This is a genomic window from Alteromonas sp. W12 (assembly GCF_001924945.1).
In the GTDB taxonomy this organism is placed as follows: Bacteria; Pseudomonadota; Gammaproteobacteria; order Enterobacterales; family Alteromonadaceae; genus Alteromonas; species Alteromonas macleodii.
On sequence record NZ_LQXH01000001.1, the window covers coordinates 1,503,047 to 1,524,252 of the forward strand.

19 protein-coding genes are annotated in these 21,206 nt (G+C 45.6%); 2 read left to right on the forward strand and 17 right to left on the reverse strand.

What is annotated here, in order from left to right; genetic code table 11:
* Window positions 1-152: 152 nt before the first annotated feature.
* Window positions 153-704, forward strand: coding sequence for an NAD(P)H nitroreductase (locus AWH61_RS06320; protein WP_049588695.1), 552 nt, complete (start codon window positions 153-155; stop codon window positions 702-704).
* Window positions 705-804: 100 nt separating this feature from the next.
* Here the strand turns inward: AWH61_RS06320 and AWH61_RS06325 are convergent, their stop codons facing one another.
* From AWH61_RS06325 to AWH61_RS06400, 16 genes are all read right to left on the reverse strand, one after another.
* Window positions 805-1,644 (reverse strand): DUF2797 domain-containing protein, encoded by an 840-nt coding sequence (locus tag AWH61_RS06325; protein ID WP_083605866.1) that lies wholly within the window; start codon window positions 1,642-1,644, stop codon window positions 805-807.
* A 42-nt stretch (window positions 1,645-1,686) separates the two neighbouring features.
* On the reverse strand, window positions 1,687-2,694 hold the full coding sequence (gene ansA / locus AWH61_RS06330; protein WP_014976407.1) for an asparaginase: 1,008 nt from the start codon (window positions 2,692-2,694) through the stop codon (window positions 1,687-1,689).
* Between the two features lie 190 nt (window positions 2,695-2,884).
* Window positions 2,885-3,847 carry a lipoyl synthase gene (gene lipA, locus AWH61_RS06335; RefSeq protein WP_014998236.1) on the reverse strand — a complete coding sequence of 321 codons (963 nt, stop codon included), beginning with the start codon at window positions 3,845-3,847 and terminating at the stop codon, window positions 2,885-2,887.
* A complete protein-coding gene (gene lipB, locus AWH61_RS06340; RefSeq protein WP_014976409.1) occupies window positions 3,840-4,511 on the reverse strand; it encodes a lipoyl(octanoyl) transferase LipB in 672 nt (223 codons plus the stop codon). The genes lipA and lipB overlap by 8 nt, the downstream gene beginning before the upstream one ends.
* A complete protein-coding gene (gene ybeD / locus AWH61_RS06345) occupies window positions 4,512-4,775 on the reverse strand; it encodes a DUF493 family protein YbeD (protein ID WP_014949347.1) in 264 nt (87 codons plus the stop codon).
* Window positions 4,776-4,876: 101 nt separating this feature from the next.
* A complete protein-coding gene (locus AWH61_RS06350; protein WP_014949348.1) occupies window positions 4,877-6,061 on the reverse strand; it encodes a D-alanyl-D-alanine carboxypeptidase family protein in 1,185 nt (394 codons plus the stop codon).
* A 318-nt stretch (window positions 6,062-6,379) separates the two neighbouring features.
* On the reverse strand, window positions 6,380-7,402 hold the full coding sequence (locus tag AWH61_RS06355; protein ID WP_075176510.1) for a septal ring lytic transglycosylase RlpA family protein: 1,023 nt from the start codon (window positions 7,400-7,402) through the stop codon (window positions 6,380-6,382).
* Window positions 7,403-7,407: 5 nt separating this feature from the next.
* Entirely contained in the window at window positions 7,408-8,523 is a 1,116-nt protein-coding gene (gene rodA / locus AWH61_RS06360) for a rod shape-determining protein RodA (RefSeq protein ID WP_014949350.1), read from the reverse strand.
* On the reverse strand, window positions 8,523-10,436 hold the full coding sequence (gene mrdA / locus AWH61_RS06365; RefSeq protein WP_075176511.1) for a penicillin-binding protein 2: 1,914 nt from the start codon (window positions 10,434-10,436) through the stop codon (window positions 8,523-8,525). The genes rodA and mrdA overlap by 1 nt, the downstream gene beginning before the upstream one ends.
* A gap of 30 nt (window positions 10,437-10,466) precedes the next feature.
* On the reverse strand, window positions 10,467-10,937 hold the full coding sequence (rlmH, locus tag AWH61_RS06370) for a 23S rRNA (pseudouridine(1915)-N(3))-methyltransferase RlmH (RefSeq protein WP_014949352.1): 471 nt from the start codon (window positions 10,935-10,937) through the stop codon (window positions 10,467-10,469).
* Window positions 10,938-11,053: 116 nt separating this feature from the next.
* Window positions 11,054-11,371: a ribosome silencing factor gene (rsfS, locus tag AWH61_RS06375; protein WP_014949353.1), complete on the reverse strand. Its 318-nt coding sequence runs from the start codon at window positions 11,369-11,371 to the stop codon at window positions 11,054-11,056.
* A gap of 17 nt (window positions 11,372-11,388) precedes the next feature.
* Complete coding sequence (nadD, locus tag AWH61_RS06380) at window positions 11,389-12,090, reverse strand: nicotinate (nicotinamide) nucleotide adenylyltransferase (protein WP_249922607.1); 702 nt, start codon at window positions 12,088-12,090, stop codon at window positions 11,389-11,391.
* Window positions 12,091-12,103: 13 nt separating this feature from the next.
* Window positions 12,104-13,132 (reverse strand): DNA polymerase III subunit delta, encoded by a 1,029-nt coding sequence (holA, locus tag AWH61_RS06385; RefSeq protein WP_075176513.1) that lies wholly within the window; start codon window positions 13,130-13,132, stop codon window positions 12,104-12,106.
* A gap of 15 nt (window positions 13,133-13,147) precedes the next feature.
* Entirely contained in the window at window positions 13,148-13,684 is a 537-nt protein-coding gene (locus AWH61_RS06390; RefSeq protein WP_014949356.1) for an LPS-assembly lipoprotein LptE, read from the reverse strand.
* An 11-nt stretch (window positions 13,685-13,695) separates the two neighbouring features.
* Entirely contained in the window at window positions 13,696-16,299 is a 2,604-nt protein-coding gene (gene leuS, locus AWH61_RS06395) for a leucine--tRNA ligase (protein WP_075176514.1), read from the reverse strand.
* A 311-nt stretch (window positions 16,300-16,610) separates the two neighbouring features.
* On the reverse strand, window positions 16,611-17,228 hold the full coding sequence (locus tag AWH61_RS06400; protein WP_014976415.1) for an SRPBCC family protein: 618 nt from the start codon (window positions 17,226-17,228) through the stop codon (window positions 16,611-16,613).
* 511 nt (window positions 17,229-17,739) lie between these two features.
* On the opposite strand from AWH61_RS06400, the gene AWH61_RS06405 reads away from it, so the two are divergent.
* On the forward strand, window positions 17,740-20,136 hold the full coding sequence (locus tag AWH61_RS06405) for a Lon protease family protein (RefSeq protein WP_014976416.1): 2,397 nt from the start codon (window positions 17,740-17,742) through the stop codon (window positions 20,134-20,136).
* A gap of 125 nt (window positions 20,137-20,261) precedes the next feature.
* Here the strand turns inward: AWH61_RS06405 and AWH61_RS06410 are convergent, their stop codons facing one another.
* Window positions 20,262-21,164 carry an RDD family protein gene (locus tag AWH61_RS06410; RefSeq protein ID WP_039232709.1) on the reverse strand — a complete coding sequence of 301 codons (903 nt, stop codon included), beginning with the start codon at window positions 21,162-21,164 and terminating at the stop codon, window positions 20,262-20,264.
* Window positions 21,165-21,206: the final 42 nt, after the last annotated feature.

Sequence of the window (21,206 nt, forward strand, 5' to 3'; positions counted from 1 at the left end):
TACAAAAGGCCGGAATTTTCTGGTCTTTTTCGTTTATGAACCGTAGGATCTAGCATTCAGGTTAGGTAAATTATTGTTGTTGGCACGCTTGTCTCGATTGTGAAAATCGAAGCGTTATAATAGCAACGCGAAAAAATAAAGTAGGGACGTAAATGGACGCATTAACATTGTTACTCAACAGAAGTTCTCAGCCTCGATTGGAAGCGCCAGCACCTAGTGGAGATGCCTTAGAGAATATTATGCAGGCTGCACTACGTGCCCCAGACCATGCTTGTCTTACTCCGTGGCGTTTTATCGTGTGCACAGGAAAAGGGCTGGATAAGCTAGGTACACTCTATGAGCAATCCGCTATTGAAAATGAAAAGTCGCAGAAAGAAATTGAACGTGCCGTGCAGCTTCCTCACCGCGCACCTATGGTTATCGTAGCCATCGCAAAGCATGTGGAACATGAAAAGGTACCGCGTGTTGAGCAGATAGCGTCGGCAAGCTGTGGCGTGATGGCGATGCAAATGGCAGCAGTAGCACAAGGGTTTAACGGCATGTGGCGCACCGGTGGCTACGCACACTGTGAGACGGTAAGAAACGGATTAGGTTTAAGTGAAGAAGACGAGCTGGTAGGTTTCTTATATTTAGGAACACCAGCGTTTGAGCCTGCACCTAAACCGCAAAGAAATAGTAACGACTACTTTGAATTCTGGCAGTAGTTGATACCTATTCGAATAAACTGCCGCATTAGATAGCTAGCGGCGGGTAAGAAGGGTCTTATTTTTATAAGTAAGCTGAAATAAGACCCTAACATTTAACCTAGAAAGATAGGTCTACATTATAACCAGCGAACTTCCTGATATTAATAACGCGATCGCCATCTAGCATCCAGTATTGCCCTTTGATACCTTGCAATACACCAGTAAATGACGGTGTCTTATCTAAGTTTAAAGATTTTATCTTTACCGGATAATCTTCAACAGGGTAATGAATATCATGGATAGGCGTAGTCACTTCTGATACTGCTTGAAGCCCTTTTTCTTGCTTCAGCGCTTCTAGCTCACTTTCAATTTTACCCATTAATTCGGTTTTGACCTGTTCTAAATCAACCTCGTCAGGTTTGCCCTTTAACATTGTTCGCCAATTGGTTTTATCTGCAATGTGATCTTTGCATAACGTTTCAACCAAACCACTGGTAAGCCTGTCAGGAACTCGCAGCATTACGGTAGCTTGCGTAGCTCCTTGATCCATCCACCGCGTAGACACGCCTTCGGTGACTTGACGAGTGATGCCCACTTTTACCGTACCTGTGTTAGCCAAATAAACAAAATGCTCACTAAAGCAATGTTCTTCACCCCACTGAGGTTCTCTGCACGTCCCTTCGTGGTAATGGCACTTTTCTGGCTTAATAATGCAGCTATCGCATTGTGCCAGCGATATCAAACACGGGTAGCAGTATCCTTGGTTGAAGCTTTTTTTGGTTTTGCGGTTGCAGTGAATACAGTTGATTTCACCAGAGTAGGTTACCGTTACTTCCTTGCCGATAAGAGAATTGATATCTACCAGCTCATCACCAATTGGAAGCGAGTAGTGCACGGTATTGTTTTCATCGGCGGAGGTACGCATTTTTTTAAGCATACCCGAATATGTTGTTGTCACTTGTTGAAACCTTTTTCTTAAAAACTTTATTTGTAACGACTGTTAGTCGCTTAATTCGCCGCGCAAGTTTTGCGTTAATAGATGGCTTATTTCCTCAAAAGGAAGCCCTTTACTTAATAAGTAGTGCAGTTTCGCGAGGGCAGCCTCGGGCGTCATATCGCTACCCGATAAAACTCCTACTTCTTGTAGGCCATGGCCGGTGGCATAGCCACCCATGTTTACGCGACCGCGCATACACTGGGTACAATTCAAAACAGGAATTTCTCTGGCTTTTGCGTATTTTAACTGTGCAATAAGCTCAGGGTTCTGAGGTGCATTGCCCACACCATAGCTCAGTAAAATCAGTGCATTCACCGGCTGCTGCAGCGTGTTTTTAATCACCTCCGGCGCAATACCTGGATACAAACTAACCATGCCGATCGGTTGGGCTTTGACGTTCGATACCGTTAAGGTGTTATTTGGTGTCTTCGCTAATTCACCGGCTTTCAGACGAATGTTAATGCCAGCTTCTAACAGTGGAGGAAAGTTAGGGGAGTCAAAGGCACTGAACCCATCTGCATCTACTTTACGGCTGCGGTTGCCACGAAGTAGTCTGTTGTTGAAGAACAGTCCGACTTCGGCAATGGGGAAGTTCGCGGCAACGTATAACGCGTTTAGAAGGTTGACTTGACCATCTGAGCGAAGCTCTGCCAGTGGAATTTGAGAACCGGTAACAATGACAGGTTTTGACAAATCCTCAAGCATGAAACTCAACGCCGAGGCGGTGTATGCCATGGTGTCTGTACCGTGCAAAATAATGAAGCCATCGTACTTGTCGTAGTTGTCGGCGATATCATCGGCAATACGCTGCCAGTCAGACGGATCCATGTCTGATGAATCGATAAGGTTATCGTATTCATGTAGTGTAAAAAGGGGCATTTCAGAACGGTGAAACTCCGGCATCTTTTTCAGTGTGTCTGACAAGAAGCCTGCAGCGGGTACGTAGCCTTGCTTGGACGGCTTCATACCAATAGTTCCACCTGTATAGGCAATATATATATGTTTGCGCATGAAATGACCTTACCCTTAATTTGGGAATACTTTTCAAAAGGGGATAGCGTAATTTGACGGGCATTCTAACAATACCCACGGGTTTGTCACCCTGAAATACGAAGGCACAAAAAAGCGGTGAAGATCACCGCTTTTATTCTGTATCAACTTTTTAGCAACGTTAGGCTGAGCCCTATGCTGAAGTTCGGTACTACTTAACTTCTTTACCCGCTGCTTGTTGGTCTGCATGGTAGCTCGAGCGGACCATTGGGCCACATGCTGCATGCGTGAAGCCAATTTCTTTTGCGTAGTCACCAAGGGCGTCGAATTCCTTAGGGTGTACGTAGCGCTTAACCGGGTAGTGGTGACGGCTTGGCTGAAGGTATTGACCCAGCGTAAGCATGTCCACATTGTGAGCGCGCAGATCATCAAGTACGCCTTGAATTTCTTCGTTCTCTTCGCCCATACCCATCATCAGACCAGATTTGGTCATCACGTCAGGGTGTTGCGCTTTAAACTTCTTAAGCAAATCTAACGACCATTGGTAATTCGCGCCAGGGCGACATTCACGGTATAGACGCGGGATCGTCTCTAAGTTGTGGTTGAATACATCAGGCACGCCGTTTTTGAAAATCTCAAGTGCACGATCCATACGTCCACGAAAATCGGGTACTAATACTTCGATTGTCGTTGTTGGACTGTGTTCGCGAATGGCGTTAATACAATCTACGAAATGCTGAGCGCCACCGTCGCGAAGGTCATCGCGGTCAACAGAAGTAATAACCACATAGCGCAAATTCATTTCTGCAATGGTTTTAGCCAGCTTCTCTGGCTCTTCTGCGCTCGGCGGCAGTGGTTTACCGTGGGCTACGTCACAGAAAGGACAACGACGGGTACAAATATCGCCAAGAATCATAAAGGTGGCTGTACCGTGGTTGAAACACTCGGCAAGGTTAGGACAACTCGCTTCTTCACACACAGAGTGAAGGTTGTTTTTGCGAAGTGTCTGTTTGATGTGATCAATTTTCTCGGTAGTACGAGGAAGCTTGATTTTAATCCACTCCGGCTTGCGCAGCATTTCTTCCTTTTCAGTAGGAATAATAGTGACGGGAATGTGTTTTACTTTTTCATCATCACGGAGTTTTACCCCCGCTTGAGGTCGTGCATTACTCATCAAAACCTTCTTTGTATGTTGGCTGTGCAATGGAAAGCGCTTCTAGCAACAAATGCGTTAATTCATTACCAGCGGTCTCAAGCGTAGTTGGACCATTGAGGCGCGCGGTATCGATCATTTCCATACCGGCATAACCGCAAGGGTTAATACGCTGAAACGGTGATAGGTCCATATTAACATTTAAAGCTAAGCCATGAAACGAGCAGCCATTACGTATTCTTAAACCTAATGAACAAACTTTCTTCTCATCGACGTATACGCCAGGCGCATCGGGCTTTGGGTACGCGGTTACGCCATATTTTTCGAGTAGTCCGACCACCGCTTCTTCCATAGCAGTGACTAAATGACGAACACCCAGTTTTCTGCGCTTAATGTTTAGCATCAGATAAATAACTTGTTGCCCTGGACCGTGGTAGGTCACTTGGCCGCCCCGGTCAACCTGAACAACAGGAATGTCACCAGGCATAAGTATGTGTTCAGCTTTGCCCGCTTGTCCTTGCGTAAAGACAGCATCGTGCTCAACAAGCCAAATTTCATCCTGGGTGTTTTGGTCGCGTTCATCGGTGAAGCGCTTCATTGCCTCGAAGATAGGCTCATACGGCTGACGCCCTAATTGACGCACTATAACGCCGTTTGCGTCAGACGCTATCGACTGCTCATTCACTTAAAGTACAACCCTAACCAGCTCTAATTTGGCAAGTTCAGTGTAAATGGTTTCCATGTGCTCTTTACTGGTTACACGCACACTGATAGAAACCGAGTGGTAAGTACCTTTACTACTTGGTTTTACGTTAGGCGAGTAATCGCCTGGCGCATGTTGCTGAAGGCAGCTCACTACCTGTTGAGGTAGGTCTTCATGAGCAACGCCCATGACTTTAAACGTTTGGTTTGTTGGAAAATCTAGTAATTCGTCGAAACGGGTATCCATGCGATATCCTTGGTACTTAAAATATCATATAAAAAAACGGCCAGATTGTAACAAATCTGGCCGCTTCACAACTAGCTTTTTAACGTATTCAGTAAAGGTGTTTACTCGTCGTCAAATCCTAGCTGAAGCATAATGTAGTCTTTCATGCGATTAAAGAAGCTGCCTTCTTTTACTTCTTGAAGGGTAACTAGGGGATAACTAGCCACATCTTCACCGTCTAGTTGTAGATAAAGTTTTCCAACAACCTGACCTTTTGCAAGTGGTGCTTCAAGTTTGTCATCAAGTTCGAAGTTAGCTTCTAAATTAGCCGCCTGACCGCGTGGAATAGTAATGGGGGTAGATTGATTAATTCCAAGGTCTACTGTCTCTCTATCACCCATATAGATGCGGTGAGCAACGAAACTATGACCAGCTTGGTACGGCGTAAGTGTCTCGTAAAAACGGAAGCCGTACTTAAGTAGCTTTTTGTTTTCAACTTTACGTGCACGTTCGCTATCAGTCCCCATGACTACAGAGATTAGACGCATACCGCCTTGCTCTGCAGAAGTGATTAGGCTGTAGCCCGCATCAGACGTGTGGCCAGTTTTAATGCCATCAACGTTTAAGCTTTTGTCCCACAACAGGCTATTGCGGTTGTATTGCTTAATGCCGTTGTAGGTGAATTCCTTCTCGCTATAAATCTTGTACATTTCTGGCGTTTCTGCGATAAGCGCGCGAGACAGAATCGCCATGTCACGAGGGGTAGTGTAGTGGTCTGGGTCGTGAAGACCGTGAGCATTAACCCAGTGAGAACCACTCATGCCAAGTGATGCCGTGTGTGCATTCATCATGCTGGCAAAAGCAGATTCTGAACCTGCTACGTGTTCTGCCATAGCAACACAGGCGTCGTTACCTGACTGCACAACAATGCCACGTAGTAAGTCACGTACTGAAACTTGTGTACCTACTTCAATAAACATTTTTGACGAGTCAGGGAATTTCTTCGCCCATGCGTTTTCCGAGATAGTCACTTCGTCGTCTAAGCTGATGTTACCGGCCTGTAGTTCTTTGCCAATAACATAAATAGTCATTATTTTCGTTAAGCTCGCAGGAGCAAGCTGCATGTCCGCATTTTTAGATGCAATCACATGACCCGTTTCAAAGTCGGTTAGAAGAAAACCTTCTGCGGCAACTGAAGGAGCAGGCGGAGTGACTACGGCAGCATTTGCTGTGTGTAGTAAAGTGCCTATCACCAAAAAGGCAAATGAAAGTAATGACGGTTTAGCGCGTTGAATTATTCTGAGCATGGTTCTAATTTCTTTGACCGTTTTATCCGTGTGAGTTAAAGCTTACCCTATTGTTGCGATGACCGCGAAACGATGACCGCAAAACATGGCTACCCAATTTTAGCTTTTGTCCAGTTCGTAACCGAATTCTGTTGTTTCACCTACTTATTATCTGAGGTGACGAGAGATCTTAACGAAAGGCTGCTTATAAGACTAGGTTTTATCAAAAAAGTTTACGCGATTGTAGGTATTAGGCGAAGAAACCGTGATATTGCCTGCTGAATGACACAATGCTGCCACAATGTCGTTGTTTTTATGAGCGTGCGACAACCCAACCAACTACATGGTCTGTGTAATCGCGTAAGCGTTGGGATAGCCATTTTGCTTTAATTGTTCAAGAACCTCCGCGACGACAGCTTCATCGTGGATAGGGCCAAGCTGTAGTTTATAAATGTTATCTGCTACTGGCAGGTGAGCGGGAATTTGATATAACGCCGATAGCACGTTAGAGATAGATTTTGCCTTCTCGGCGTTTGAAAGCGCAGCAACTTGAATATAGATCGCATCACTTACCGCGTTGCTACTTTTCTCACTGCTGCTTGTATTGGTATCCGCGGTGTTCGAAGAGGGGGCTAATGGCGGGGTGGGTGAAGTTGCTGCCAAGGCCGGTGCGGGTACTACCGCAATACCTAAGTATTCATCGTATGTAACGGTTGGACTGTTTCCCACCGTCACATTGTTTTGTTCGTCAAAGTGGATAACTTCAAGTTTGACTCGCGCTGTGCCTTTGCTGTGGTAGCCTAGTTTTACTGCGGCTGCATACGACAAATCGATAATTCTATCATCGTGAAAAGGGCCGCGGTCGTTAACGCGGACGATCGCTTGTTTGTTATTTTCCAAGTTAGTAACACGCACGTAAGAGGGCAGTGGCAATGTTTTGTGAGCCGCGCTCATGGCAAACATATTGTAAGTTTCGCCATTTGAGGTTAAGTGACCGTGAAACTTCTGACCATACCAACTGGCATAACCAACCTCTTCATAGCCTTTACCACTATTCATTGGCGTGTAGTGCTTGCCCAGTACCTTGTAAGGCCTGCTGTTAAACATGCGGTAGGCTTCGTATTTTGGCACAGCATCAAGTGTTTCTGGTTTCTTGGCAACGTGCTTAGGCGCTGAGTCTTGCTTTTGAGTATAGCGACCAGATTGTGTAGGTGCACTTTGGCATCCCACTAATGCCAAAACTATAAAAACAGCTGAGCCATAGCGAAAGAACTGTCCGTTTGCCAGATTTTGGTTAACAAGACCCGCATTAACTAAACCCGCTTTTACAAAATCAAGTACCGAAAAAAGGCGCTGCAACATACAAGTTATCTAGACATTAAACGTTTCTGAGTGGCAATGGCCATAAGAATGCCAAAACCTGCCATTAAAGTCACCATAGATGTTCCTCCAAAGCTCACTAGAGGAAGGGGAACACCCACCACGGGAAGTAATCCGGACACCATGCCCATGTTTACAAACACATAAACAAAAAAGGTAAGGGTAATACTGCCGCCAAGCAATTTTGCATAGGCGTCTTGTGCCCGGCTAGAAATTATAAGGCCGCGCATAATTATAAAAATATATATTGCCATTAAACACATTACACCGGTAAGACCAAACTCTTCACTGAATACTGAAAAGATAAAGTCAGTGTGACGTTCAGGTAGAAACTCGAGTTGTGATTGCGTGCCTTGCAGCCAGCCTTTGCCGTCTACACCACCGGAACCAATGGCAATTTTAGATTGGATTATGTGGTAGCCAGAACCTAGCGGGTCGCTTTCTGGGTTCAAAAAAGTAAGAACCCGCTGCTTTTGGTAATCCTTCATTAAAAAGAACCACATCACAGGCGCAAACGCGCCAATGAGGCCGCCCACTACTGAAATAAGACGCCAGCTCATACCTGCCAGGAATATGGCAAAGATACCTGAACTGGCGATGAGTAACGAGGTCCCTAAATCAGGCTGCTTTGCAATGAGAATGGTGGGCACGACCACCAAACCAAACCCAACGATAATGTGGGTGGTGCGCGGCGGCATAGTGAATTTACTGATATACCATGCAACCATCATAGGCACGGCAAGCTTCATCAGTTCAGAGGGCTGAAAACGGATAAAGCCCAGGTCTAGCCAGCGCTGTGCGCCTTTGCCCATATCACCAAATAATAAAACGGCAATTAGCATGAGCAGGCCTGCACCATAGGCATAGGTTGAGAAAAACCTAAACACGCCCAAAGGGGCTTGGGCTAATCCGAACATAACGATAAAGCTAAATCCCAGCCTGATAAACTGGCGCTCCATTTGCTCCATATCCTGACCTGACGCCGAGTACAGAGTAAATAGCCCAACACAACTTAGCACGAGTAGCCCGACTAACAGCCAGCCATCGATATGAATGCGCTGAAGAAAACTTACTTTATTAGGATTTATGGTGGTTCTCTTCACTAATTTGTCCCTAATTCATTATCACTGTTTGCCGAGTCAGCTTCGGCAGTTTCAAAAACTCGGTCCCTGAAATAGAAATCCATGATTTGACGGGCGACGGGTGCTGCGTTCTTACTACCTCCGCCTACGTTTTCAAGGACCACGGTTACCGATATCTCTGGATCATTGAAAGGGGCAAAGCCAACATACATGGCATTGTCTCGAAGACGCTCATCAATTTTAGTAGCGTCATATTTTTCATTTTGGCCAACGGTAAACAACTGTGCTGTTCCTGTCTTACCCGCAGAGTCGTAAGGGGTATCTGCAAATGCATGACGCGCGCCGCCTTCCTCGCCACTCACAACATCGCGCATAGCGTTTAACACCACATCCAAATTGTTACGGTTCTTAATCTCTATAGGCCGCAGCGACTTAAGCGGGATAAGGTCGACAGAACTATCGGTGTTCATATAACCGCGAATGATTTGTGGAATATAGCGTTCCCCAGCATTGATCAGCGTGTTAACCGATGTATTTAACTGTACCGGCGTGGTGGTCCAATAGCTCTGTCCTATTCCAACGGGGATGGTGTCACCAATATACCAAGGTTGATTAAAGCGAGCACGTTTCCAGCCTCGGCTAGGCATGTTGGCATCTGACTCTTCGTAAAGATCGATACCCGTGAAATCTCCGAATCCGAATTCGTACATAGATTCACTGATTTTATCGATACCCAATTTATACGCTAGCTCGTAATAATACGTATCGCACGACACTTCTATTGCTTTTGATACGTTAACTTTGCCATGTCCCCATCGACGCCAATCGCGCCACACGTGCGACACATTTGGCAATTGATAGCGACCTGTATCGTTAATGGTGTAGTCTTTGGTGATAATGCCTTCTTCTAGTCCAACAAAACCAAGGTGCGGTTTAATGGTAGAAGCGGGAGGGTATTGTCCTTGTGTCGCCCTGTTAATTAGCGGGCGGTCCGGCGAATTCAGTAGCGCAGAGTAATTCTTGCTGCTGATACCGTGCACAAATAAATTGGGGTCGTAACTAGGGTTAGAGTAAAGTGCCAATACGCCACCTGTTTTAACATCGGTAACCACTACAGCGCCGCGCATGCCTTCTATTATTCGCTGGGCTTCTAACTGAAGCTCTAAATCCAGGTTAAGTACGATGTCTTTACCCGGTGTTGGTGGCTCAACGCTGAGTACACGAATAATTCGGCCTTGGTTGTTTACTTCGACCTGCTGATAACCCACTTTTCCATGAAGCAGCTCTTCGTGGTATTTCTCTATGCCTAACTTACCGATATCGTGGGTTGCGGCATAATTATCTTCTTGGCCTGCTTCAACGAGTTTTTGTAAGTCTCGCTTGTTAATGCGTGCAACATAACCCAGTGCATGGGTAAGCGTTTCTTTATAAGGGTAATGACGAGCTAAACGCGCTTCAATTTGAACACCTGGAAACTTGTGTTTGCTGGCAGAGAACAGCGCTACTTCTTCTTCGCTTAGCTGAGTGCGAAGCGCAACGGGTTTAAATCTCCGCGTTCCTTTTAGCGTAGATTGAAAGCGTTCAATTTCATCGCTGGTGATGCTCATTAATTCGGTCAGATCTGCAAGGGTTTGTTCAATATCATCCACTTGCTCTGGAATAACTTCCAAACTGAAAACCGGACGGTTCTCCGCTAAAAGCACGCCGTTACGGTCATAAATGAGACCGCGGTTAGGCGCTACGGGCAGCACTTTAATTCGGTTACCGTTAGACCGGGTTTGATAATCTTCAAACTGGGTGACCTGCAAAGAATAGAGGTTGTTAAGTACAATGCCCAACATGGCCACAACAATAATAAAAGCAATGGTCGCTCGGCGCGCGAACAAGTTCGCTTCAGCGGAGTGGTCCCGTATTGCTTGACGTTTTCGTTGCATTGACTTCCTTTGCATTAATAAAGCGACCAATTACTCACGGTGATATGGGTGGTTTTGCGTCACCGACCACGCGCGGTACAGGCTTTCGGTAAGAATGATCCTAACAAGTGGATGGGGTAGAGTTAAGGCTGATAAGGACCACTTTTGTTCCGACGCAGCAATACATTCTGGTGCTAGCCCTTCTGGACCACCAATAAGCAGACTTACATCGCGCCCGTCCATTTTCCAATTGTCGAGTTGTTTAGCAAGCGTGGGAGTGTCCCAGGGTTTACCTGTTACTTCTAACGTAACAATGCGATTTCCTTTGGGAATAGCGGCTAGCATTTGCTCGCCTTCTTTTTCCAAAATGCGCTTAATATCCGCGTTTTTGCCTCGCTTTCCGGCGGGTATTTCAGTAAAGGACACTGGCATGTCGCTAGGGAAACGACGAATAAACTCATCCACGCCTGTACTTACCCAGCTTGGCATTTTTGTTCCGACCGCGACGATTTGTATACGCACTTCTTTTACCCTTACCGCAGGAATTAGTATTTCACTTATACAATAAAGGCCATACGCATTTGAGTATGGCCTTTATTGACCGTGTTACTGCATGTTTATAGCAAGCATTTACGCCACTACGACCACAGTTTCTCTAGCTGGTAGAAATCACGGGTTTCATCTTGCATAACGTGCAAAATAACATCACCAAAATCAACCAGAACCCATTCGCCGGTTTCCTTACCTTCCACACTTCCAGGTGCGTGGCCCGCTTTCTTCGCTTCTACCATGACATTTTCTGCAATAGATGAAACGTGGCGCTTTGAGTTACCTGAACAAATGATCATGGTATCTGTAATACTTGATTTGCCGCGAACGTCTAGTTCAATAACATCACGGCCTTTCATATCGTCAATTTTGTCTTTAACAAACTGTTTGAGCTGTTGACTCTCCAAGAGTTTTCCTCACTTACTTAACTTTTATATAACTGATGTTCGTTTATGTAATCTAAAACGCTTTCTTCTAACCATAAGTTAGATAGGTCAGCATTTGAACTGTTTGGCGTACCCGATTTCTCGGACGTGGCAGCACTTGCTAGTACGTCACGAATTTCAGTAGATGAAACACTAAAAAGCGGTGTGTTGGTTAACACTACATGGCCTGCAGGCTTTGCGTGAATAACACTTTTATCGTTAGCCACATGACAATCTAACCAAGCTTGTATTGCGGGAGGAGGCGAAAATTTCTCATCGTCTCTGCGCATAACCACTAAGTGACAATAATCGAGCAGGTGTTCCCACTCGTACCATTTGTCCAGATTATACAGTGAATCTGCGCCAATGAAAAAACAGATTGTGTCATCGCTTTTCCCTTTAAGTGCACGCAGTGTTTTAACTGTATAAGAGGGTGACGGAAGCGCCAGTTCAATTAACTCTGGAATAAGTCTGTCATTGTTTTGGGCGCAAAGTTCAATCATTTTTACCCGATGGCTTTCTGACACACCTACTGACTTATGCGGAGCTAATTTACAAGGCATGAGATGAACGTGGTTTACGCCAATTTCATCTGCCGCTTTAAGTGCCGCACCAATATGGCCTTTATGCGGCGGATTAAACGTACCACCAAGAATGGCTTTCACCGTTGGGTTTGCTCGAGAAGCGCCGGAAAGACTCACTTAGAATTGCCCATTATGCCTGTAACAAAGGAATTTCGCGAAGGTCCATACCCATGAACATCATGCACAGGTGACACATTTCAACGTAAGGGCGGGCAATGACATTTTGTTTGAATGCGTGATCTGACTGAGTCAACGCTTTTTGGATGTCTTCTAGCTGCGCGACGCTCAGACGATTCAAGGCACTTTGATAAAAACCTTGTCTATTACGCCAAATACCGAATTTTTGCCACTGAATGGGGGCACCGCTTTGCTGCGCTAGTTTTAGTTTCCATAACTGCTCCCACTCTCGAATAAGCGCCCAAATAATGATGTTAGTCTCCAGACCCTCACTCTCTAATCGGTATAGCATTTTTATGCAGCGGGTACTGTCGCCGCTAAGCATAACGTCAACCAGTTGAAACACGTTGAAACGCGACTGATCGACCATCGCCTTTTCAATTTGTTCGTCTGAAATAGACTGGTGTGGATAGAGTAGGGCGAGCTTATCAATTTCTTGCTTAGCAGCAAGCATGTTGCCTTCGCAGAAATCAGCAATCATCTTAGCACCCGACGCTGATACGGAGAGTTGGTGGGCATTTAACTGCTGGTTTAGCCATGCATTGAGCTGCTTGCCTTCCAACGGGTAACACAATACCGACGCGCCCAAATCATCAAGCACTTTAAACCATTTGCCGCGCTGCACGTCTTTGCCAATTTTGGGGCCGTGAACCAGCAGCAAAATATCGGGGTTTAATGATGCCGCGACTTCTTGCAGCATTTTACTGCCTTCAGTGCCCGGTTTTCCCGTAGGTAGCTCTAATTCAATAAACTGTTGGCTTGAGAAAAGCGACATGCTTTGTGTGGCTTCAATCAACTGATTCCAGTTAAAGCCTGTTTCAGCAACTAGTACTGTACGCTCTTCAAAGCCATTGGCTTTTGCTTTAGCGCGTATTTGCTCAATGACATCAAACTTCTGCTGGGGTTCATCTCCAAACACCAGATAGCACGGGCGAAGTGCCTTGGTGATATCTTGGCTAAATTGGTTTGGATAAATCTGCATGAAAAATTCTGATGTTTACAGACTAACGGAAGTTGATGCATTTGGTGCAGCGGCTGCCTGACTGGAAAGGCGTCTGATCATGATGTCAGCGGCTTCATCGCGCATTTCACTTAGCATCAATTCAAGTTCGCGAGACTTTGCCAACACTTGGTCAGGGTCGTCTTGATAGTCACGTACTACTTCAAATTGCACCATTACCGCTTCCTTACCAGGAAACTGCACGCGGTAACGCACAACATATATCAGTTCATATTCAGCAACTTGACCCGAAGGATAAACCGACAGCAGCTGACGTTCTAATTTCTCTGGAAGCAAATAGATGTTTACGTTTTGGTTAGAGCGCGATGTTTTATCTACGCTAACACTGGATAAACCGTAAACGTTTAAGCGTTTATCAAGCGCACGCGCCAAGGGCGCGTGTGCTCGGGCACTTTCAATAGCAACGGTGTTTATGTCGTCAGGTAAGCTAGGGCTACTTCGCAAATGAAAGCCACAGCCAGTAACCAATACGGTTCCCAACACAGCGACTGCGAATTGTAAGTGCTTTTTCATCAGTATCTGACCTAGTTAGCTACAATGTTTACAAGCTTGCCAGGCACAACAATCACTTTACGAATGGTCTTACCTTCGATGAATTGCTGAACGTTAGGCTGTTCTTTCGCAGATGCTTCAATGCTCTCTTTGCTTGCATCAGCAGCAATTGTCATCTTAGCGCGCACCTTACCGTTAACCTGAACAATGATAAGCTTCTCGTCTTCAACCAATGCGGCTTTATCAGCCTGTGGCCATGGCGCTAAATCGATATCTTCACTGTGACCCAACACTTTCCATAGCTCGTGAGCGATGTGCGGCGTAATAGGGTTTAGAAGCAACAAGATAGATTCACAGGCTTCGCGCATAATTGCGATGTCCTGCGCGTTTTCTTGTGGTGCTTTTTGAAGGTGGTTTAACAATTCCATCACCGCTGCAACCGCAGTGTTAAAGGTTTGACGACGGCCTAAGTCATCAGACACCTTTTCAATGGTCTTATGTACTTCACGGCGAAGTGCCTGTTGGTCTTTCGACAGTGCCTTAACATCAATCGCTTCTGGCGTGCCTTTTTCAACGTGTTCGGTCACTAATTTCCAGATACGACGTAAGAAACGGTTTGCACCTTCAACACCAGAGTCTACCCACTCAAGGGTTTGCTCCGGTGGCGCAGCAAACATGGTAAATAAACGCACCGTATCGGCACCGTATTGGTCAATAACTTCTTGCGGGTCGATACCGTTATTCTTCGACTTAGACATTTTCGTCATACCGCCGTGAATAACTTCTTCACCGTCAGCGGTTAGCCATGCTTTAACAATACGGCCTTTATCGTCCTTTTCAGTGCTTACTTCGGTAGGCGAGAACCAGGTTTTCTTACCAGACGCGTCTTCACGATAGTACGAGTCAGCTAATACCATGCCTTGACACAGCAAACGCTTGAACGGCTCATCAGAGTTTACCAAGCCTTCATCGCGTAACAACTTGTGGAAGAAACGCGAGTAAAGTAAGTGCAAGATAGCGTGCTCGATACCACCAATGTACTGATCTACTGGTAACCAGTAGTTAGCTGATGTTGGATCAAGCATGGCGTCGTTGTTAGTAGCACAGGCATAGCGCGCGTAGTACCACGATGACTCCATAAAGGTGTCGAAGGTATCCGTTTCACGTAACGCGGCTTCGCCATTGTATGTGGTTTTTGCCCACTCAGGGTCAGCTTTAATTGGCGAGGTAACGCCATTCATTTCTACGTCTTCAGGCAAAACAACCGGTAGTTGGTCAGCAGGAACCGGAACAGATTCACCGTTTTCCAAATTTAGCATTGGAATAGGTGCGCCCCAGTAGCGCTGACGGCTTACGCCCCAGTCACGAAGACGGTAATTTACTTTGCGCTTTCCACAGCCTTTGCTTTCAAGTTCATCAGCAATACCATTAAATGCGGCATCGAACTCAAGACCGTCGAACTTATCTGAATTGATCAAGCTACCTTTTTCAGTAAATGCAGAGGCGGTAAGGTCGCACTTATCTTCATCACCTGCGTTTGGCGCAATGACTTGTTGAATAGGTAGGTTGTATTTAGTCGCAAATTCCCAATCGCGCTGGTCGTGGCCAGGAACAGCCATTACCGCGCCTGAACCGTAGTCCATCAACACGAAGTTAGCGACCCAAATTGGAAGCTTTTCACCGGTTAGTGGGTGAACAACCTCAAAACCCGTGGCGAAACCTTTCTTCTCCATGGTTGCTAATTCAGCTTCAGCAACTTTGGTGTTTTTACATTCGTCGATAAAGGCCGCTAAATCTGGGTTCGATTTTGCTGCGAATTCGGCAAGAGGGTGCTGCGCAGCCACTGCAACGTAAGTAACGCCGTAGAAGGTATCTGGGCGCGTCGTATATACCGTCAAATCGGCAATGTCGTTAACCGCTGACGCTAAATCGAAGGTAATTTCAACACCTTCAGAGCGGCCAATCCAGTTCGCCTGCATTGCGCGTACTTGGTCTGGCCATTCTTCAAGCTGTTCTAAGTCTTGTAAAAGTTCTTCGGCGTAGTCAGTAATTTTAATAAACCACTGAGGGATCTCTTTTTGCTCAACCAGCGCACCAGAGCGCCATCCGCGACCATCGATTACCTGCTCGTTAGCCAAAACAGTTTGGTCTACAGGGTCCCAGTTGACAGTAGAGTTTTTCTTGTAAACAAGACCTTTTTCGTAAAGGCGTGTGAAGAACCACTGTTCCCAGCGATAGTAATCTGATTTACATGTGGTTACTTCGCGATCCCAGTCGTAACCGAAACCCAACGAGCGAAGTTGGTTTTTCATGTAATCAATATTTGAGTATGTCCATTTCGCAGGTGCAGTGTTGTTGTTAATTGCTGCGTTTTCAGCCGGAAGACCAAAAGCATCCCAACCCATAGGCTGCAATACATTTTTACCCTGCATGCGCTGGAAACGGCTGATCACGTCACCAATGGTGTAGTTGCGCACGTGGCCCATGTGAAGTCGGCCACTAGGGTATGGGAACATAGACAGGCAGTAGAACTTTTCTTTTTCTACGTCGTCATTTGCTTTAAACGATTGGTTTTCTTCCCAGTATTGCTGAACGCGTTGTTCAATGTCTTTCGGATTGTACTGATTATCGGCCATGAAACTTAGGCTTCCGCATTAAAAGTTAAAACGTTTATGGGGCGGCATAAGGCGAGTTTGTAGCAACGCCAACTAACCGCGCGTGGGATTCACCCACTTAACATACATATAGCCCAATAGAATAACCCAGCGCTAAGCCATGCCTCAATAGCTTAACACCGAACTTGGCAATATTTATTGTTGCTTGCTTGAAAAGTGAGCATTAATGACACAGTTTACGCCGATTGAACACCAGAACTCGCCCCATTTGCTCATCTTACTTTGTCTTGGCGCCATCTTATCTTGTCGATAAACAGGCCCCGGTGTCGCGTCTAATTATTGTCACTAAACGCGGTTAGCGCATTTAGTTGTTGCGCCTGCACTTTGTCTACTACTCGAACTAAATTGGCGGCGTCTTCGTTAGATGCTTTTTGACCATTAAAGTGAATATTGCCTGAGGCGTGGTAGGTAAGGGTGACTTTAGTTTTCGGTATGCGACCGTCTTGTGTGTTTGCATCCGATGAAGTGCTCGATGCTATTGTGCTGAATTCCCATGTCAGTGCACCTGACATACCCATCTCTTGAAGCGGGCCTAAGCCACCTGTCATCACCACTTTTTTGTTCGGTTCAACATAGCTTACCTGCATATGCGCTGCACTCGCCGTGTCTGTCGTTTCACAGAAACAGCCACCAGCCTGCTCATCTATGCGCAAAGCACCTTTCCACCATGTGTGGTCTTTCGGCCACCACATATCCACATGTTGAATAAAATGAGAGTACACGACTTCAACTGGCGCATAACTTTCACTCTCATTGGTAATAGAAAACCCTGAGTTATCTGCATAGTTTACGTTAGCGATACTCATTGAAGAAAATGCCGTACCCAGAAAGGTAGCAAGGAAAGAGGAGGTGAGCAGAAGGGGTGAGCGAGTTTTCAATTTTTTTGTCATTGTTATTACCCTGTTTTTGTTCATTGGTTATTGCGCGCGAAACCTGGTCTCGTCGCCAAACGAATTTCGGTTTTTGTGTTTTCTAAGGTAATTGAAAGCAGCTTGCGTTGCTACCTACTTTAAAGCCTTACTGTTACAGGATTCTTCAGAGCTTTGTCTTGACCACATTGTCCTTACGGCTCTGACCTTGGCGCGCTTCGCTTAACGCTGTGAGTTTAATGCCCTGTTCCAAATTATGTGGCAGAAATAAATGCAGCGGTTAAATTGAAGTAAGTTCTTTCGTACTTAACTCCTTTTCGGCTTTAATTAGACGCTACACCTTGTGTCGCAAGGTATCAGTTCTAATGAAGGCCACAAAAAGCTCGTAGTGCTTGCCAATTCCTCTCTAAAATCATGAAGGTGGTTGTTTGTTGTGCAATTAGCGATGCAAAGCTGCCTTATTCAGGATAAGCGTTTGACACTAATGTTAATTAGGGTTTCACTTAAGTAAAGAAACAAAGATAGAACAGACATGTCTGTAGACAGTAAATTATATGCGTTAGATGTAGACGCGCTTTCACCTACCATAAATCGCCGAGCGATAAACAGTGCCTTAAAAGATGATGAAGCGCTAAATGCGACCTTCATTGGGCAAGAGCGTGCGCGTGAAGCACTTACGTTTGGGTTAGGTATTAACACCAAAGGCTATAATCTTTACGTGATGGGTGAGCCCGCTACGGGGCGCTTCACTCTAGTGAAGGATTACATTGAACGCCAAGTTGCCCAGCTACCGGCGCCTGATGATTGTTGTTATATCAACAATTTTGACGAAGAGCGCGAACCTGTTGCGCTAAAATTTCCTCCCGGAGGTGGAAAAGCATTCCACAAGGACATGGCTGCGCTTATTGACGATGTCTTAGACTCACTGCCCATTGCTTTTGATAACCCGGGATATCAGCGCCGTCGCGCGTCAATTTCCAGAGAATTCGAGCAAAAGTACGATGCGGCTATCGATGCGGTAGAGCGTTACGCACAAGCGAATGATGTTGCGCTGTACGAAGAGGGTGGCTCTATTACGTTTTCACCTATCGTTAACGGCAAGCCAATAAGTGACACAGAGTTTGCGTCATTAACTGACGCACAACGGGAAGGGTTTTATACTCTTATTGACGAACTAGAAAACAGGTTAAGCGAAGGCCTGTTAAGCCTGCCTACGTGGAAACGCGAAAACTCTGAGCGTCTTCGTGAGCTTGACAAAAAGACCGCAGAGCAGGGAATTAAGCCGCTGCTAAAAGTGCTTGAGCACAAATACGCGTCTGAGCTAGGGGTAATGAAGTACCTCAAGCAGCTTAAAACTGCATTGGTCAACGCTATCTTAGTCATTCACAGTGAAGAGCAGAAAGAAGAGAAGAGTGATGACTTCGACAAGAAGATATTTTTAGAAGAGCAATTTCTTCCTAACGTTTTGGTGTCGAATAAACTCGATGACGCAGCCCCTGTTATTTATGAGCCGAACCCTACTTATCAAAATTTGTTTGGCAAAATAGAGTACACCAACATTCACGGCAGCGTGTTTACCAACTATCGCATGATTCAGCCCGGTGCGCTCCATCGTGCAAATGGCGGTTATTTGTTGTTGGATGTCGACCAACTTATTGAACAACCTTTCGTGTGGGATACTCTTAAGCTTGCCATCAAGTCACAGCGCTTGCGCATGGACTTACCCCAGCAAGATGTGGGTATGGTGAACAACATTACGCTCAATCCACAGCCCATCGACTTAAATGTGAAAATCGTTCTGTTAGGCTCGCGTGATTTATACTACACGCTGCAAGATTACGATGACGAGTTTGATGAACTGTTTAGAGTGTTGGTGGATTTTGATTTGGAAATACCCGTCACCAGACAGGCGCTTTTTGATTTCGTGGGCAAAGTACGTGCGCATCTTATTCAGTTAGGACTTAAAGGCATTACCGCTAACGCGATGTGCAGGCTAGTTGAGTACTCGTTAAGAATGGCTGAACATAAAGAAAAGCTATCTGCGCACTTCGCTGAAGTTATCGAGCTAGTTAATGAAGCCTATTATTTCTGTCAGAAATCTAATGCCGACACGCTAGAACTTGATCATTTAAAAACAGCATTAAGTGCCAAGAAGCGTCGTACCGGCCGTGTCAGCCAAACACTATTAAACGATATTAAAGAAGGGCACGTGCTTATTGCCACTGAAGGAAAAGCGGTAGGCAAAGTAAACGGGTTAACGGTATTGGATATTGGTGACACTGCATTTGGTACGCCTGCACGCATTACGTCTACTGTATTTGCCGGCGCAAGTGGTGTCGTTGATATTGAGCGTGAGGTAGAGCTTGGACAGCCTATTCACTCAAAAGGCGTGATGTTGTTAAACGGCTACTTGGGCAACAAGTATGCCCAGCATTTCCCGTTAACCCTATCGGCAAATATAGCGCTAGAGCAGTCATACGGACATATTGATGGCGATAGTGCATCCCTTGGTGAACTTGTTGCGCTTATCTCTGCGTTGACTGAAATCCCTTGCTTACAAACCTTGGCTATCACGGGTTCCATAAACCAGTATGGTGAAGTGCAAGCGGTTGGCGGTGTGAACGAAAAGATAGAAGGCTTTTTCGACTTGTGTCAACACCGTGGCCTCACCGGCACGCAAGGCGTGATTATTCCTAAATCAAATGCGATTAATTTGGTATTAGATGCCACCGTTATCGACGCAGTGAAAAAAGGGCTGTTCCATATTTACACTGTAGAGACTGTTGATGATGCGCTATCTATTTTGATGGAACAGGAAGCGGGTAAAATAAGTAGTAAAGGTCGTTACCCCAAAAATTCAATCAATTACCATGCCGTAAACCGTCTATACAATATTGCGCTTATTGTTAATGGTGGAGATGGCGAATAGATAAGAACGAAGCGCGTACTTGCAGTGTCGAGACGCGCTTCTTTATTTTTGCGCTAATAAAGATGTGCTTTTTCAGTAGAACGTGCACACAGCCATTCAATGCTAAACGCAAGTATCAGAGCGCGCTAATCGCGGGTGCTGATGACCAGAGTTTCTGAAATTTTATCTTGGATAGCTTGTCGGTTAGGATCCCAGTAAATTTGCACAAATCCTAACAAGCCAGTTGCTAAACCCGCACCATAACCACCATAACGACCAAAGCTCTCCCATAGCGACAGTCCAGAACCATCGAGTTTGAGTACTTGTATATTTAGCAGTCGTTTACCTGGAGTTTTTCCGTTAAACCATGCGGTAAACACGCTGTAATAAAGCGTGGCCCAACCAAAGCCTAAGCCAAGCTCAGTAATTAAACCTTTAATCCACGCGACAATGCTGTATGTATTTGCTGAGGGCTCTGAAGTTGCGTCATCGAAATCTGCTAGGTCACTTTCAATACCTTCAGCTTCCTGTAGGCCATTTTCATGCACACCTTTATTTTGAACTTGCTCATTTACTCCAATATCATCATTCGCACCATTTTTCTCACCTTGGCGATTAGGCGAGTCGATCACGTTGCTGACAGTTGCATCGTCACGAAAGTAATTAGCCTCATTGGCAGCATCTAACGTAAGCAACACTGTCCAAAAGAGCATGAACGCTCCACCTATTCGAAGAAATGAACGCGTCGTTTTTTTATGGCTTTGATTGGCTACGTTGCGGCTAGCTTTATAAAACGTCACTGTAGCAATAATCGCCAAAAACAGTGCATCCAGTGAGCTCAAAATGGCGACAAATAGTAGGTCAATACACTGAGCCAACCCTCGTTGAAAAGGTGTAGCCAGACGCTTGCCCAACAGCGAGCTAGCCACGCCAAACGCATAGGGCGTGACTATATCCTTTGTTTCAACGGTTTCTAATTTATCTGCAGTATTATTTTCGACATCACTACTAAGAGGTGGCGTATCAATATGTTGATGAGGGTGAGACATTTGCCGTCCACTGTGCTTAACCTAATTCCATAACACTACTTT

Bases quoted from the DNA above. Each gene is read 5' to 3' on its own strand.
- AWH61_RS06320 (WP_049588695.1), top strand. From the start codon at position 153: ATGGACGCATTAACATTGTTACTCAACAGAAGTTCTCAGCCTCGATTG.
- ansA (WP_014976407.1), bottom strand. From the start codon at position 2,694: ATGCGCAAACATATATATATTGCCTATACAGGTGGAACTATTGGTATG.
- lipA (WP_014998236.1), bottom strand. From the start codon at position 3,847: ATGAGTAATGCACGACCTCAAGCGGGGGTAAAACTCCGTGATGATGAA.
- ybeD (WP_014949347.1), bottom strand. From the start codon at position 4,775: ATGGATACCCGTTTCGACGAATTACTAGATTTTCCAACAAACCAAACG.
- AWH61_RS06350 (WP_014949348.1), bottom strand. From the start codon at position 6,061: ATGCTCAGAATAATTCAACGCGCTAAACCGTCATTACTTTCATTTGCC.
- AWH61_RS06355 (WP_075176510.1), bottom strand. From the start codon at position 7,402: ATGTTGCAGCGCCTTTTTTCGGTACTTGATTTTGTAAAAGCGGGTTTA.
- mrdA (WP_075176511.1), bottom strand. From the start codon at position 10,436: ATGCAACGAAAACGTCAAGCAATACGGGACCACTCCGCTGAAGCGAAC.
- holA (WP_075176513.1), bottom strand. From the start codon at position 13,132: ATGCAGATTTATCCAAACCAATTTAGCCAAGATATCACCAAGGCACTT.
- AWH61_RS06390 (WP_014949356.1), bottom strand. From the start codon at position 13,684: ATGAAAAAGCACTTACAATTCGCAGTCGCTGTGTTGGGAACCGTATTG.
- leuS (WP_075176514.1), bottom strand. From the start codon at position 16,299: ATGGCCGATAATCAGTACAATCCGAAAGACATTGAACAACGCGTTCAG.
- AWH61_RS06400 (WP_014976415.1), bottom strand. From the start codon at position 17,228: ATGACAAAAAAATTGAAAACTCGCTCACCCCTTCTGCTCACCTCCTCT.
- AWH61_RS06405 (WP_014976416.1), top strand. From the start codon at position 17,740: ATGTCTGTAGACAGTAAATTATATGCGTTAGATGTAGACGCGCTTTCA.
- AWH61_RS06410 (WP_039232709.1), bottom strand. From the start codon at position 21,164: ATGTCTCACCCTCATCAACATATTGATACGCCACCTCTTAGTAGTGAT.